This is a genomic window from Pseudoalteromonas sp. SR44-2, assembly GCF_014163745.1.
Taxonomy (GTDB): Bacteria; Pseudomonadota; Gammaproteobacteria; order Enterobacterales; family Alteromonadaceae; genus Pseudoalteromonas; species Pseudoalteromonas distincta.
Genome location: NZ_JACJDW010000028.1, coordinates 23,516 through 39,088 on the forward strand (window position 1 = coordinate 23,516; position 15,573 = coordinate 39,088).

A 15,573-nucleotide genomic window follows, 5' to 3' on the forward strand; every position below is an offset into this window, starting at 1 on the left:
AATTTAATGACCCTTGTGCCAAGGTTTACCTAGCCACATGGGTTCGTACATTTTTAATTTTTGTTTATTTTTGCTGAGCATAATCAGTACTATAAGCGTTGCACCATAAGGCAACATGGCCAGTAAGTTAGACTCCACAGCCCACCCAAAAGCCTGTGCCACTAAGTGCATAATGCTGGCAAAGCCAAATAAATAAGCGCCAAGCATTACGCGCTCAATACGCCAGCTTGCAAACACCACTAAAGCAAGGGCTATCCAACCTCGCCCTGCCGTCATGTTTTGAGTCCAAAGTGGTGTATAAGCCAACGACAAATATGCGCCCGCAATGCCAGCCAGTGCGCCGCCAAACATTACGGCTAAATAACGTGTACGCATTACAGGTAATCCTAAGTTATTACCCACACTTGGGTTTTCGCCAATAGCTCGTACTGCAAGCCCTGCTCTGTGGTATTTAAAAAACAAATACGCACCAAGCACTAAACCCCAACTTAAATACACAATGGCGTCTTGCGAAAATAGCGCTTTGCCTAAAACTGGAATATGCTCAAACCCTGCAATTGCTAAAGTAGGTAACGCGTTAATGGTTTTTCCCTCATAGTCGGCACCTAAAAATGCCGAAAGGCCTGTACCAAAAATAGTCAGCGCCAAACCTGCCGCTACTTGGCTAGCATTTAAATTAAGCGCTACAAAAGCGAAAATAAGTGAGGCCATAACACCAACCAAAGCTGCTACCGTAAAACCAATAAATAGGTTGTCGCATTGGTACATGGTTATAAACCCTGCCACCGCGCCTAAGAGCATCATGCCTTCTTGCCCTAAATTTAAGGTGCCGCTTTTTTCGCATACCATTTCACCCAGCGCCACCAGCAATAAGGGGGTGCCTGTACGAATAGTGGCGTATAAAATATTAGTAATTACATCTAATTCCATGATTTAAGACTCCTGTGCAATATGTATTGGCTGCGCTTTTTGTTGTTTAAATGGCAGCGAAAATTTAAGGCGATAAGTAATAAGCACATCGCACGAGAGTAAATAAAACAGCATTAATCCCTGAAAAATACCGGTTATAGCGTTAGGTAATCCCATGTTAATTTGCGCAAGTTCACCTCCCATATAAATAAGCCCCATTAGTAAGCCCGCAAACGTAATTCCTACTGGGTGGAGTCGCCCTAAAAAAGCAACAATAATGGCGGCATAGCCATAACCGGGTGATATTTGCGGAACCAGCTGCCCAATAGGCCCAGCTACTTCGCCCGCTCCAGCAAGCCCCGCCAAGCCCCCGCTAATAACTAGCACTCCGGCAATTAATAATGCTCGCTTGTAACCCGCCATTTTGGCCGCGGATGCATCAAGCCCAAGTACTTGTATTTGAAAGCCTATAAAGGTTTTACTAATAAAAACCCATGTGGCGCATAGCGCTAATAACGCAAACGCCAGGCCTAAGTGCAATCGAGTACCGTCGAATAAAACAGGTAATAGCGTGCTATCGCCAAACAATGCACTTTCAGGAAAGTTATAACCGTGAGGATCTTTGAGTGGCCCATGAACAGCCCACAGCAATACATTTACTGCTATGTAGTTGAGCATTATGGTGACTAAAATTTCATTGGTGTTTAAACGCAGCTTCATAAAAGCAGCAAGCCCCGCCCACAACATGCCACCAGCAATACCAGCGAGTAATGTAAGTGGCATTGCAAAAGCACTTGTTGAGTCAACAAAGTTAACGGCTACAGCACTTGCACATACACCACCAATAAGCAGTTGCCCTTCTGCGCCTATATTCCAAACCGATGCTCTATAACAAAGCGCTAAGCCATAGGCGCATAGCAAAATAGGAATGGTCATTACAAGTAGCTCAGTTACACCATACCAATCGGCAACAGGTGCTATAAGCAATGTATACAGGGCATTTAAAGGATCATGCCCTAATAAGGCAAACACCACGTAACCGGTTATTAATGTGAGTAAAATAGCTAAAACAGGAGAGAGATAACTCCAAGCCGGTGAGCGCTCAACACGTGGTTCTAACTTAATCATGCAAGTTCCCCTTGTGGTGTGTGTACTTTAGGCTGGTTATTAAAAACATCGCTAAAGTCGCCAGCCATCCACTGCCCTAACTGCACAAGCGGTACGGTATCGGTATTTAAAATAGGAGACAGTTTGCCATCACAAATTGCGCCAATGCGGTCGCAAATTTTATAAAGTTCGTCTAAATCTTCTGAAATAACGAGTACCGCACACCCTTCGTCGCGAAGCTTTAAAATTGCTTCATGTATCGCCACTTGTGCGCCTATATCTACACCCCAAGTAGGGTGCGACATAACGAGTAGTTTTGGGCTTTGCTCTACCTCGCGACCAATAATAAATTTTTGTAAATTACCACCTGAAAGGCTAGCTGCATGAGTGCGAAAACTTGGCGTTTTAACCTTGTATTTTGTAATGATTTTATTAGCAAGCTCAGTAATTTTTTGTTTTACTAAAAAGCCATTTTTAACTAGTCCATTATCAAAACTAGTAAGCAATGCATTTTGTGCTAAATCCATAGTGGGCACGGCTCCTCGCCCAAGCCTATCCTCTGGCACACATGCAAGCCCAAGGCGGCGCCTTTTTAGCGGGCACAGTGCATCAACTACGGTATTTTTAAATTTAATGGCGCTACTACTAGCTTGAATTTGCTCCCCTGAAAGCACTTTTAATAACTCTTCTTGTCCGTTGCCAGCAACACCCGCAATCCCCACTATTTCGCCTTGCTGTACTGCAAAGTTAATGTTTTTAAGGGGTGTTTCAAATAACGCTTGTGCGGCGGTGGTTAGATTATTAACGGTTAAAAAATCCGCAGTACCCAAAGCTCTGCGAGTTTGGTTACTAATTGGCGTGCTGTCGCCTACCATCAGCCTAGCAATTGACTCACTAGTTTCGTTTTTAGGAATACAATGCCCGCTTACTTTCCCGCCTCTCAAAATGGTCGCACTGTCACATAGCTCAATCACTTCGTGCAGTTTATGGCTAATAAACAGCACAGAGCAGCCTTCTTTTTTAAGTGACTTTAGGGTTTTAAATAATGCATCGACTTCTTGTGGAGTCAGTACTGAAGTGGGTTCGTCTAAAATAAGTAACTGAATATCTAATAATAAGCATCTAACAATTTCTACTCGTTGGCGCTCGCCAGTTGAAAGTGTTGATACCAGTCTATGGGGGTCTAATGGCATACCATAACGTGTTGATGTTTTCGTAATTCGACCCGCAAGCGTGCTGCTATGCCCTGCTAAATCACCTAACGCTAGTTCAATATTTTGGGCGACCGTAAGTGTTTCAAATAACGAAAAATGCTGAAACACCATTCCAATGCCTAAATCACGCGCATCAGCAGGCTCTTTTATATTCATTATACGGCCGTTGAAAAACATGTCCCCTTGGTCAGGTTTAATCACACCATAAAGCATTTTCATTAATGTGCTTTTACCTGCACCGTTTTCACCTAATAAGGCATGCACTTCACCATGCTTAATTTTTAAGGTTACGTCATTATTGGCTATACATCCGGGATACTGCTTTGTCATTCCCTGCATAGTAAGGCGGTATTTATTATTCATTATTAGGGCCTATTTGTACTTAATGAGCAATTTAGCATACTCAAAACAACAACTGACCAACCGGTCAACAATGGCATGGTAACTGCAATATACTTACCAAGATGAAAAAGTATTTTTCTTACCCGTGCGCAAACAACAAGAAAAAACATACGCCAAGCCTTTATGTATCAGGGCTTTATAAAAATTAAGGGGGTCTGTGTGATTCAATTTTTATTAAATAACACGCCAATTGAAGTACAAGAATGTTCGCCAAGTCTCACCATTTTGGACTGGCTACGCACCAAAAAAGGGAAAGTGGGCACCAAAGAAGGGTGTGCAACTGGCGACTGTGGTGCGTGCACAATATTAGTGGGTGAAGAGCGTATAAATGCAAACGGGCAAACTAGTTGGCAATACAAAACAATGAACAGCTGTTTATTGTTATTAGGTAATGCGCATGCAAAACATATAGTAACGGTAGAGGCTGTGACTACTGGCTTATACCCAAACTTAACCGATTTACACCCCGTACAACGTGCACTGGTGGAGTGCCATGGTTCGCAGTGTGGTTTTTGTACGCCTGGTATAATAATGAGCTTGTTGGCTCTTTATATTAATGAACCAACGTACCCTGGTAAAAAAGCGGTTATTCATGCACTTGGTGGTAACTTATGCCGTTGTACAGGTTATAGCCCTATATTACTTGCAGCCGAAAAAGCCTATAGCTATGAGCGTAAAGCTGAACCGTACTCAGCAATGGCCGCTCAATTTAAAGCATCACTTAATACGCAATATGATGACGATATTCCATTTTTAAAAAATGGTCCTCGTAAATTTTACTTACCACAAACTGCCCAGCAACTTGTTGAGCTAAAAGCGCTTTATCCTTATGCACATTTAGTTGCTGGTGGCACCGACTTTGCCATTGAGCTTAGCCAAAACATGCTCTTACCGGATGTAATTATTTCCCTTAGCCAAGTAAAGGAGTTTTGCACCTTGGCAGATAATAACGGTGAGTTACACATTGGTGCAGCACTCCCTTATAGCCAATTTGTTGAAGTATTTTATAACCATTACCCAGAGTCAAAAGAGCTATTTGAACGCTTAGGATCAAGCCAAGTACGTAACAGCGGCACGCTTGGTGGCAGCATAGGGAATGCCTCTCCTATTGGCGATCCCGCTCCCCTTTTAATCGCTCTTAATGCATCAATAGATTTATTAAGCAGCGCTGGTACGCGCACTATTAAAGTTGCCGACTACTTTATTGATTACAAAAAAACAGTTCTTAAAAGCGATGAAGTAATTAGTAAGTTCACCATCCCAAAGCGTCCAGAGTCGCTAAAACTGGCCTGTCATAAAATATCAAAACGCTTTGAAGACGATATATCTACCGTTTGTTTGGTACTTGCTATAGAGCATTCACAAAACATGATTACTCAAGCCCGCTGCGCTATGGGCGGTATGGCTGCTATTCCAAAGCGCGCACATCATATTGAGCAAAAGCTGATATCTCAATCATTACAAGTAAGTAGTTTTATAGACGCAGCAACGGCTATTAACGATGGCTTTACGCCCATGAGCGATGTAAGAAGCAGTGCGCATTACCGCACCACGGTAAGCAAAAACTTATTACAACGCATTGGTATTGAGTTTTGTGAGCCGCAAGCACGCAACAATAACAACATTGCCATTACGAGGATCTCACATGCGTCACTTTGAAATGGATAAACTAAAAGCGCAAGGTGGTAGCGTTGGACAATCTAAATATCACGAAAGCGCTATTAAACAAGTTTGTGGCAGTGCAAATTTTGCCGACGATAATCCTGAGCCTTACGGTTGCCTGCATGCCTACCCAGTACTCGCCCCTGTTACAAGTGGCTTTATTAAATCAATAGATACAAGCTTCGCACTGGCAATTGAAGGCGTTAAACGTATTTTATCGGCCGAAGATGTACCGGGTAAATTAGATATTGGCCCGGTATTTCCTGGTGATGTATTACTCACTAATCATGAAATTCAATACCACGGGCAACCTGTATTAATTGTCGTTGCCGACACCTACGAAATTGCGCGCCGCGCTGCACGTTTAGTGGTTATAGAGTGCGAGCAAACCACACCCATACTTGATATTAAAGAAGCCATTAGCAAAGAGCATTGGGTGAGGCCGCCCCATTCACTTAACCGTGGTAACAGCGAACACACCATTAATAACGCAGCCCACCAGCTTAAAGGCGAAATAAACATAGGCGGGCAAGAACACTTTTATTTAGAAGGCCAAATAGCGCTTGCGCAACCTGATAACGACGGGGGCATTCATGTTCAGTGCTCTACGCAGCACCCTACTGAGGTTCAACACTTAGTTGCTAAAATTTTAAAAAAGCCATTTAGCTTTGTAAACGTAGAAACCCGCCGTATGGGCGGTGCTTTTGGCGGAAAAGAAACCCAAGGCGCACCATGGGCATGCCTTGCAGCTCTTGCGGTTTACCACCTTGGCTGCGCAGTAAAAATGCGCCTAGCCCGTAGCGACGATTTTAAATTAACCGGTAAGCGCCACCCGTTTTATAATCACTATCATGTTGGTTTTGACGAAAATGGTTTAATAGAAGGTGCCGACATTACTGTAAACGGATTTTGTGGCTACTCGCCTGATTTATCAGATGCAATTGTAGACCGCGCCATGTTTCATGTCGATAACGCCTACTACTACCCAGCCGCCACAATTAAGGGTAATCGCTGTAAAGTAAATACCGTAAGCCATACCGCATTTAGAGGATTTGGTGGCCCGCAAGGCATGATTATGGGCGAGCTAATAATGGACGATATAGCCGCCAAATTAGGTAAAGATCCGCTTGAGATCCGAAAACTCAATTTATACAAAAAAGGCCGCGATACCACGCCGTACCATCAAACCGTAGAGCAACATATTTTAATAGATATGGTTGCTCAGCTTGAGGAGTCGGGTGACTACTGGGCACGTAAAGAGGCTATTAAAGCATTTAACGTATCGTCACCTATTATCAAAAAAGGCCTTGCGATGACGCCGGTTAAATACGGTATATCGTTTACCGTACAGCACTTAAACCAAGCCGGTGCGTTAGTGCATGTATATAGTGATGGCTCTATACATTTAAACCACGGCGGCACCGAAATGGGCCAAGGGCTAAACACCAAAATTGCGCAAATTGTGGCCCATGGCTTTGGGGTCGATTTTAACGCGGTAAGTATTAGTGCTACGCGTACCGACAAGGTGCCAAACACATCAGCAACAGCGGCCTCAAGTGGTACCGACTTAAACGGCATGGCGGCGCTAAATGCAGTAAACACAATAAAAGAGCGCTTAATAAACTTTATTACCGAGCACTTTGAAGTAGACAGCAACACTGTTGTATTTAAAGATAACCTCATTACTTTTAGTAAAGGGGAAATTAGCTTTTGCGAACTTGCAAATCTTGCTTACATAAATCGCATATCGCTTTCATCTACCGGTTATTACGCCACACCAAAAATTCATTACGACAGAGCCAAAGGCGAAGGCCGTCCGTTTTTTTACTACGCTCACGGCGTGGCACTCAGTGAAGTAGAAGTAGATACCCTAACTGGCGAAAACACGGTAACTCGCGTTGATATACTGCACGATGTAGGCAGTTCAATTAATCCAGCACTTGATATAGGGCAAATTGAAGGCGCTTTTGTGCAAGGCATGGGCTGGCTAACAACCGAAGACTTACAATGGAATGATAAAGGCCAGCTAGCAAGCTTTGGCCCAGCCAACTACAAAATACCAGCCATTGGCGATACCCCGGCCGAATTTAACGTCAATCTTTATAACTCAGCAAATCCAGAAACCACCGTGTTTAGATCAAAAGCCGTAGGCGAGCCGCCATTTATGTTGGCCTTTAGCGTGTGGAGTGCCATTCGTAATGCCATAAGCAGTGTGGCTGATTACAAATACACCGCCCCACTGGATACACCCGCAACCCCAGAGCGAGTATTGAGTGCAATTGAGCAAACCGCTAGCTGGTTTAAGGAGCATCAACATGACTAATTTAAATGAGTCGTTTCAGGGTTTTCATACGCAAAATTGGGCGCAGGCTATAAACGAGCACGAACAAAGCGGCACTAACTATGTAATTGCCACGGTACTTGGCACCAATGGCTCAACCCCACGCGGCACAGGCTCTAAAATGGTAATAAGCGGCGAGCATATTTACGACACCCTTGGCGGTGGCCATCTTGAGTACGTAGTAATAGAAAAAGCCCGCGAACTACTTGCCAAAGGCGAAGCCGCCCAAGTGATAGAGCAATTTAACCTAGGCGCAAATTTAGGCCAGTGCTGCGGCGGGGCTGCAACCGTTATGCTTGAGTGCATGCAATGCGAGCGCTTTACGCTTGATATTTATGGCGCAGGCCATGTAGCACAAGCGCTTATTGGTATATTGGCACAGCTGCCTATGCGTATACGTTGGATAGATAGCCGCGCCGATGTATTCCCACAGAACATTCCTAATAACGTAGTAAAAGTGGTTGATGAAGAGCCAACAGAGCAAGTTAAACGCGCGCCCAAAGCTAATAATTACTTAATACTCACCCATAACCACCAGCTCGACTTTGCACTTACACAAGCCATTATTAAACGCGCTGATGCCAATTGGCTTGGCGTTATTGGCTCAGATACCAAAGCAAAACGCTTTAAGCAACGCCTAGCACATCGCGATTTTACAGCCGATCAAATACAGCAAATGACCTGCCCTGTTGGGCTTAATAACATTTCGGGCAAATTACCAATGGAAGTGGCTATTTCGATTAGTGGACAGCTAATTGGCCTTTATCAGGCTATGCAAACCCAAGAGCCAAAACGCCAAGGCTTGCAATGGCGCACACTAAAAAATGCCTTAATTAGCACCACGCAAGAGGAAGTAAACGCATGAGTAGTTTACAAATAAATACGCTAAATGATGCACAAGCAAAACAAGCACTTGAGCATTGCTGCGCGGCCCCTAACTGGGTGGCGGGCATGGTAAAAGCAATGCCATTTAAAAGTGCTCAGCAGCTGTTTGAATACGCACAAAGCACATGGGATAACCTTGGCGAAAGCGACTATTTAGCTGCCTTTGAAGGCCACCCGCAAATAGGCGACTTATCAACCCTTAGCAAAAAATACGCTGCTACCGCACAAAAAGCGGGGCATGAGCAATCGGGTATGAGCAAAGCAAACGAAGCCGTACTTACCAAAATGATTGCCCTCAATAAAGAGTACCTGAACAAGTTTGGCTTTATTTTTATTGTGTGCGCCACCGGTAAAACGGCCGAACAAATGCTCGAACTCATAGAGCAGCGCATACACAACACCCGCAGTACAGAGCTAAATATAGCCGCGGGCGAACAAGCCAAAATAACAAAAATAAGATTGGAGTCACTGCTATGAGCAAAAGCCCTATAACTACCCATATACTTGATACAAGCACCGGAAAACCAGCAGCAAATGTTGCTGTTAAGCTATTTAAACTTACAAATAACGAATGGGTACAACTAACCCAAGGCAAAACCGATTCCGATGGGCGAATTACCGATTGGCTAAATACAGAAGTAGAATTTGCAACCTATAAGCTAGTATTTGATTTAGATAGTTATTACCAAAACCAACCTGCCCCTGCGTTTTACCCAGAGGCGCAAATAACGTTTAGATTACAAGATACTAAACATCATCATATCCCGTTGTTGCTTAGCCCGTTTGGCTACTCTACATACAGAGGTAGCTAATAATGAGCACGCAAAACAATAATAACTTAACAGTAGTTTGTGCCGATATACTCGACTTTGTTGACGACCCTGCCATTGCTGGCGAAAACGCCCATCGTTTTTTTGAAAAGGGCGCATTAGTTATCAAGCATGGCAAAGTAGTTAAACTTGGCTATGAGCACGACATACTGCCTACAATTGATAAATCAGCGCATATTATCCGCCACGATGGCAAACTCGTTATGCCAGGCATGATAGACACCCACATACACTTACCACAAACCGAAATGGTGGGTGCGTACGGCGAGCAGCTTTTAAGTTGGCTCACCGAATACGCGTTTCCGACAGAGAAAAAGTTTACATGTAAGCATTATTCAAAAGAGATATCTAACCGCTTTTTAGACGAGCTACTGCGCAACGGCACAACCACTGCCCTTGTATTTGGCACTGTGCACCCGCAATCGGTTGATGCGTTTTTTAAAGAATCACAAAAACGCAATTTACGCATGATTGCCGGTAAAGTAATGATGGACCGTAACTGTCCTGACGACTTATCTGATTGCGCGCAAACAAGTTATGACGAATCTAAAGCCCTCATCGAAAAATGGCACAATGTTGATAGGTTAAGCTACGCAGTTACACCGCGTTTTGCTCCTACATCAACCCCTGAGCAACTTCAAAAATGTACTCAGTTGCTTGAAGAATACCCAGACACCTACCTGCATACACACTTATCTGAAAACAAAGACGAGTGCGAATGGGTAAAAGGGTTATTTCCAGAGTTTGATGATTACTTAGGCGTGTACGAGCAAGCAAAAATGGTACGTAAACGCTCGGTATTTGCCCATAGCATTCATTTATCTGAGCGCGAGCTATGCTGCCTTGCAGATAACAATGCGGCAATATCGCACTGCCCTACCTCAAACCTATTTTTAGGATCAGGACTTTTAAATTTAAAAGCCTGTGAAGAGCACGGTATAAACGTAGGCATGGGTACCGATGTAGGCGCAGGAACAAGCTTTTCTATGCTACAAACAGGTAACGAAGCTTATAAAATTCAGCAATTACAAGGTCAAAAGTTTTCAGCATTTAAAGGGCTGTATTTAGCAACACTCGGCGGTGCTAGAGCGCTCGATTTAGAAGGAACAATTGGTAATTTTGAAGCCGGTTGTGAAGCCGATTTTATTGTAATGGATTGTTCAGCAACCCCATTTTTAAAATTTAGGATACAGCATGCCAAAACCCTGCATGAAAAATTATTTGCAATGATGATGTTAGGCGACGACCGCTGCGTTGAGCAGACCTACATTATGGGTAAAAGTGTGTATAAGCGCGATGATAACAATCAATTTTCAGACACCCGCTCACCGGTATTAGAAGAGGCTTAACCGTTATGGAAAACTATTTATTTGAGCTTGCTCATTTAGTACTGCGTTATTTTCATGTTATTGCTGGTATAGCCTGGATTGGCGCTTCATTTTATTTTGCATGGCTTGATAACAACCTACAAACACCACCGCAATGGAAAATAGATAAAGGCATAAAAGGTGATTTATGGGCCGTGCATGGCGGAGGCTTTTACGAAGTGGCTAAATATCAAAATGGCCCTGAACAAATTCCCCATACCCTGCATTGGTTTAAGTGGGAAGCCTACACAACGTGGATCACCGGTATATTGTTATTTAGCTTACTTTATTATGTTGGCGCCGATGTATACTTAATTGATAACAGTAAAAGTGAGCTAAGTAAATTTGCAGCTATTGGCGCATCACTTGGTTTTATTGGCTTGGGCTATGGGATTTATCGTTTATTGTGCAAAAGCCCACTGGTCGAAAACGGCAAAGTGTTTATTGCTGTAGTTATTGGTTTATTAGCTCTGTGGACTTTTGGGGTTGATCAATTATTTAGCGACCGCGCTGTGTATATTCATGTTGGTGCGCTTATTGGCACGTGTATGGTGGGTAATGTGTATCATATTATTATGCCCGGGCAGCGCTATATGGTGAGTGAAGTAGAAGCCGGTAGAATCCCTAATTCAGCGCCAGGTTTAAAGGCAAAGCTGTGTTCTATTCATAATAACTACGCCACATTACCTGTGGTATTTATTATGCTTAGCAATCACTTTCCCTATACCTATAGCCACAACTTTGGCTGGCTTATTTTAATTGCGCTGTTTGGTATTGGTATGTGGATACGCCACTACTTTAATTTAAAGCACCAAGGCGTTAATAAACCCTCTGTACTTGTAAGTGGTATTGCCGCTTTTTTTGCCCTTATGTTGGCCATAGCTCCGTGGCCAAATACAAGTACACCAAAAAATGCTGACGAAAGCGCGTATTTACAAGCAAGTATTACCGACGTACAAGCGTGGAACATAATCAGCAAGCACTGTACGCAGTGCCACAGTGAAACACCGACCTCTGCGCTTTTTCAAACAGCGCCACTTGGTTTTAAACTTGATTCAATTGAACAGGTAAAAAAGTCGCAAGTACTTGTGCATACCCGCGCCGTAATAACCAAAGACATGCCACTGGCTAATATGACCAAAATGACAGACTCAGAGCGCGAAACGCTCGGGTCTTGGCTCACGGCACTTAAAAAGGAGCAATAAAATGAGCGAGCAATTTAAAAACTACCCGCGCGATTTAATTGGTTATGGCACAGATGTACCCCATGCAAATTGGCCTAATAAAGCACGTATTGCCGTGCAAGTGGTATTAAATTACGAAGAAGGCGGCGAAAACTGCGTACTGCATGGCGATGCAGCCGCTGAAACGTTTTTATCAGAAATAGTCAGTGCTCCGCATGTAGAAGACCGCCATATCAGCATGGAGTCTATTTACGAATATGGCTCACGCGCTGGCGTGTGGAGGCTACTGCGTTTATTTAAAAAATACGATATACCGGTCACCATTTTTGCAGTGGCGATGGCCCTTGAGCGCCACCCCGATGTAGCTAAAGCCTTTGTTGAAGCGGGCCACGAAATTGCAAGCCATGGCCTGCGCTGGATTAATTATCAAAATATAGATAAGCAAACCGAACGCGAGCATATGCAACAAGCCATTGATGTCATTAAAAAGCTCACAGGTAAAAAGCCCAAAGGCTGGTATACAGGGCGCACAAGCCCTAACACAGCAGCCCTTGTGGTAGAAAATGGCTCGTTTTTATATGATGCCGACGATTACAGCGACGACCTACCTTTTTACAGTATTAAAGAAGGTAAACCACAGTTAATAGTGCCCTACACGCTTGATGTAAACGACATGCGCTTTGCTGCCGTGCAGGGTTTTAACGCAGGCGATCAATTTTATAATTATTTAAAAGATGCCTTTGATACGCTATACGAGGAAGGCGACCCAGAAGGTGAAAACGCCCCTAAAATGATGTCGATAGGGCTGCATTGTCGCTTAATTGGCAGACCAGGAAGAATAAAAGCATTAGCACGGTTTTTAGAATATGCTCACTCGCATGATCAGGTTTGGTTTGCCACACGTGAGCAAATAGCCGAGCACTGGCTTAAAACCCATCCATATAAAAAAGCATAGTTTATATTTTTTAAAACATAAAAAAGCCCAGCAATGCTGGGCTTAAAGTCACTTTAGGAGTAGTTAGTTAAATGAAACCGTAATGATGTTAGAACATACATTTTCAGTTACACATAATTGGTAATCGTACGATGGTAATGTAGCACCACGTACGTAGTCGCGGTAACGACCTCGGTCAGCAGTAGTATCTACAAGCTCACCATTACGGTAAACACTTAGTGATTCAGCGCCAACACTTTCCCAACTAAGCTCTACACGCATAGTATCAAGGCGAGACTTATTAGCACGTTTTAAGGTAATTTCTAGCTCTACATCACTTACAACAACCGTTTGAGTTGATGTACTTGTATTGCCTTCACTGTCTGTTACCGTTAGTTCTACATCGTAATTACCTGATACTGCATACACATGCATAGGGTTTTGATCAGATGATGTTGCACCATCGCCAAAGCTCCAGCTCCACTGTGTAATATCGTTATTTGAATCAGTGCTTGAATCAATAAAGTTAACTGTTAAGCCTTGTGTCTCAACGTCAAAACTAGCACGTGGTGGTTGTGGGCTAACTTCGCCAATAGCGCTTAGCGTTAATGACCAGCCATTAATTGTGCCGGTATCGGCTGCGGCAGTATCTTCTACTTGTAGTGTCCAATCGCCTGTAGCAACTTCGCCGTTAAATGATTCAGAAGTAAAGCTTCTAACTATGTCGTCGTTTGAACCACCCACATTGCTTTGTAGCGTTACTTGTGTGCCTTGAGCAGATACTAACTTAACCACTAAATCGCCTGAGTAAGTATGCGAAATATCTACATCAGCAGTAGTGCCAAATACTGTTAAGTCATCAGGAACATTAATTACTGACACTGCACCTACTGGCGAGTTATCAGGAATATCAACACTTGTGTTACTGCTGTAAGTAAAGTCGTTTAAACCAACAGGTTGAACCATTAATTTAACTGACTGCTCTTTAACAATATCACCAGCTGTAGCTGTTACAGTAAGCTCGTATTCGCCCCACTGAGTGTTAGTATCGGTTTCAACATTTAGCATTACTTCATCGCCTGGGCGCGCTGTAAGCGAAGATAAATAAGCGCCGCCTAATGTTGTTGATAACTCAAGCGTTACTTCTTCATCCCATTCGGCAATTGAACCAATTGTAAATGTGTAGTTTGTAGCTTGGCCTGCTTCAATTTGTTGCGTAAGTGGATCGGCTGATATTTTAAAGCCAGGTGTAGGGTCTGCATCAATAAGCGCTTGGTTAACATTAAGACGAGTACCTGCAACCGTTACACCTTGTAGCGCAGCATTTGCATCGCCAGAGTTCATTAGTAAATCTTTCAGCTCTTGAGTGCTAAGCTCAGGATTAATTGACAACACTAACGCTGCAGCACCTGCTACATGAGGGGTTGCCATAGATGTGCCAGAGTAAGATGCATAGCTCTCACCTGGTGTAGTAGATAAAATAGCACTACCCGGCGCGCCCATATCAACGCTTGTTAAACCATAATGTGAAAACCATGAAATACCATCGGTTTGATCTGTACTTGCAACCGATAATACACTTGCGTTTTCGTAGTTAGATGGGTAATGCGGGTTAACATCGTTATCAATAGTATCGTTACCAGCTGCGGCTACAAAGAGTAAATCCGCCGCTTCGCTTGATGCAATTGCATCTGCTAGTGCTTGGCTGTAACCGCCACCACCCCAGCTATTATTTAATACGCGTAAGTTAACGCCTGAGTTTTTAAGGCTAACCATGTAATCAATACACTTAATGGCGTCTGATGTTGAGCCACTCCCCGCAGCATCTAAAAACTTACAACCAACAAGTGATACTTCATGGTTAACACCTACAACACCAATACCATTGCCACCACTTGCGCCAATAGTACCTGAAACGTGGGTACCATGGCCTTCGTCATCCATAGGGTCGCCACTGTCAGTAATGGCATTTATACCATGCACGTCATCTATAAAACCGTTACCATCATTATCAATACCATCTCCTGGTATTTCGCTGCTATTTACCCACATATTGCTCGCTAAATCACTGTGGCTGTAATCAATACCCGTATCGATTACACCTACCACTACATCGCGGCTACCTGTCGAAATATCCCATGCTTCTACTGCATCAATATCAGCGTCTGCTGTACCACCCGTTTGGCCATCATTATTTAAGCCCCAAAGCTCATCAAAACGAGGATCATCTGGCGTACGTGCAATGCTTACTTGGTAATCAGGCTCTACATATTCAATAGCTTGATGAGACTTTAAAAGCGCAATTGCGTCTTTGGTGCTCATTCCCGACACTTTAAACTTAGCTAAGCGACCTGAAAGTAAAGACGTATAGCTGTCATCAAGTTCATCTTTATTTAGATCAGTAATTTTAGCTTTAACTAATGAACGAGCCTGCTTACGCATTTCTTTCGTTGCATTACTTTTATATTTAACAATTATAGAATCACTGCTAGCAGTTACAGATTGCTTTACACCCACATCAGGAACTTTTGCAGCTGCTAAGCACGGAAGTAAGGCAAGAGTAATAATAGATAATTTTGTTTTCATTGTTCTATCCATAGTTTTGTTGGGTTAGCTTAGATGCTCTAAGCACGTTCTTTCACTATTTCGAGTACAAGGGATCACATGGCATACCCTAAGGAAACAACCAAACTAATCATTTAACAAGTTAAAAAATAAAAACGTTGTTAAAACCAACA

Annotated in this window: 12 protein-coding genes; 8 read left to right on the forward strand and 4 right to left on the reverse strand. The window is 43.3% G+C overall.

Going from position 1 to position 15,573, the window contains the following annotated elements:
* Window positions 1-3: 3 nt before the first annotated feature.
* The 3 genes from H5115_RS15590 to H5115_RS15600 are packed head-to-tail and all read right to left on the reverse strand — an operon-like array spanning window position 4 to window position 3,593.
* On the reverse strand, window positions 4-930 hold the full coding sequence (locus H5115_RS15590) for an ABC transporter permease (protein WP_024591976.1): 927 nt from the start codon (window positions 928-930) through the stop codon (window positions 4-6).
* 3 nt (window positions 931-933) lie between these two features.
* Window positions 934-2,037 (reverse strand): ABC transporter permease, encoded by a 1,104-nt coding sequence (locus H5115_RS15595; protein WP_182756206.1) that lies wholly within the window; start codon window positions 2,035-2,037, stop codon window positions 934-936.
* Window positions 2,034-3,593, reverse strand: a complete 1,560-nt coding sequence (locus H5115_RS15600) for an ABC transporter ATP-binding protein (protein ID WP_182756208.1) — start codon at window positions 3,591-3,593, stop codon at window positions 2,034-2,036. Before H5115_RS15600 ends, H5115_RS15595 begins: the two co-directional genes overlap by 4 nt.
* Window positions 3,594-3,791: 198 nt before the next feature.
* Here H5115_RS15600 and xdhA point away from each other — a divergent pair, with 198 nt between their 5' ends.
* From xdhA to puuE, 8 genes are read left to right on the forward strand one after another with little or no spacing between them, the layout of a single operon-like run.
* Complete coding sequence (gene xdhA / locus H5115_RS15605) at window positions 3,792-5,291, forward strand: xanthine dehydrogenase small subunit (RefSeq protein WP_182756209.1); 1,500 nt, start codon at window positions 3,792-3,794, stop codon at window positions 5,289-5,291.
* Window positions 5,278-7,617 carry a xanthine dehydrogenase molybdopterin binding subunit gene (gene xdhB, locus H5115_RS15610; RefSeq protein WP_182756211.1) on the forward strand — a complete coding sequence of 780 codons (2,340 nt, stop codon included), beginning with the start codon at window positions 5,278-5,280 and terminating at the stop codon, window positions 7,615-7,617. The genes xdhA and xdhB overlap by 14 nt, the downstream gene beginning before the upstream one ends.
* On the forward strand, window positions 7,610-8,500 hold the full coding sequence (gene xdhC, locus H5115_RS15615; protein WP_182756213.1) for a xanthine dehydrogenase accessory protein XdhC: 891 nt from the start codon (window positions 7,610-7,612) through the stop codon (window positions 8,498-8,500). Before xdhB ends, xdhC begins: the two co-directional genes overlap by 8 nt.
* Window positions 8,497-8,997: a 2-oxo-4-hydroxy-4-carboxy-5-ureidoimidazoline decarboxylase gene (gene uraD / locus H5115_RS15620; RefSeq protein ID WP_182756215.1), complete on the forward strand. Its 501-nt coding sequence runs from the start codon at window positions 8,497-8,499 to the stop codon at window positions 8,995-8,997. The genes xdhC and uraD overlap by 4 nt, the downstream gene beginning before the upstream one ends.
* Entirely contained in the window at window positions 8,994-9,332 is a 339-nt protein-coding gene (gene uraH, locus H5115_RS15625) for a hydroxyisourate hydrolase (RefSeq protein WP_182756217.1), read from the forward strand. The genes uraD and uraH overlap by 4 nt, the downstream gene beginning before the upstream one ends.
* A 2-nt stretch (window positions 9,333-9,334) precedes the next feature.
* Complete coding sequence (gene guaD, locus H5115_RS15630) at window positions 9,335-10,699, forward strand: guanine deaminase (RefSeq protein ID WP_182756219.1); 1,365 nt, start codon at window positions 9,335-9,337, stop codon at window positions 10,697-10,699.
* A gap of 5 nt (window positions 10,700-10,704) precedes the next feature.
* A complete protein-coding gene (locus tag H5115_RS15635) occupies window positions 10,705-11,922 on the forward strand; it encodes a urate hydroxylase PuuD (protein ID WP_182756221.1) in 1,218 nt (405 codons plus the stop codon).
* A 1-nt stretch (window position 11,923) separates the two neighbouring features.
* A complete protein-coding gene (gene puuE / locus H5115_RS15640; protein WP_182756223.1) occupies window positions 11,924-12,856 on the forward strand; it encodes an allantoinase PuuE in 933 nt (310 codons plus the stop codon).
* 63 nt (window positions 12,857-12,919) lie between these two features.
* On the opposite strand, the gene H5115_RS15645 is transcribed toward puuE, so the two are convergent.
* Window positions 12,920-15,421: a S8 family serine peptidase gene (locus H5115_RS15645; RefSeq protein WP_182756225.1), complete on the reverse strand. Its 2,502-nt coding sequence runs from the start codon at window positions 15,419-15,421 to the stop codon at window positions 12,920-12,922.
* Between the last annotated feature and the right edge of the window lie 152 nt (window positions 15,422-15,573).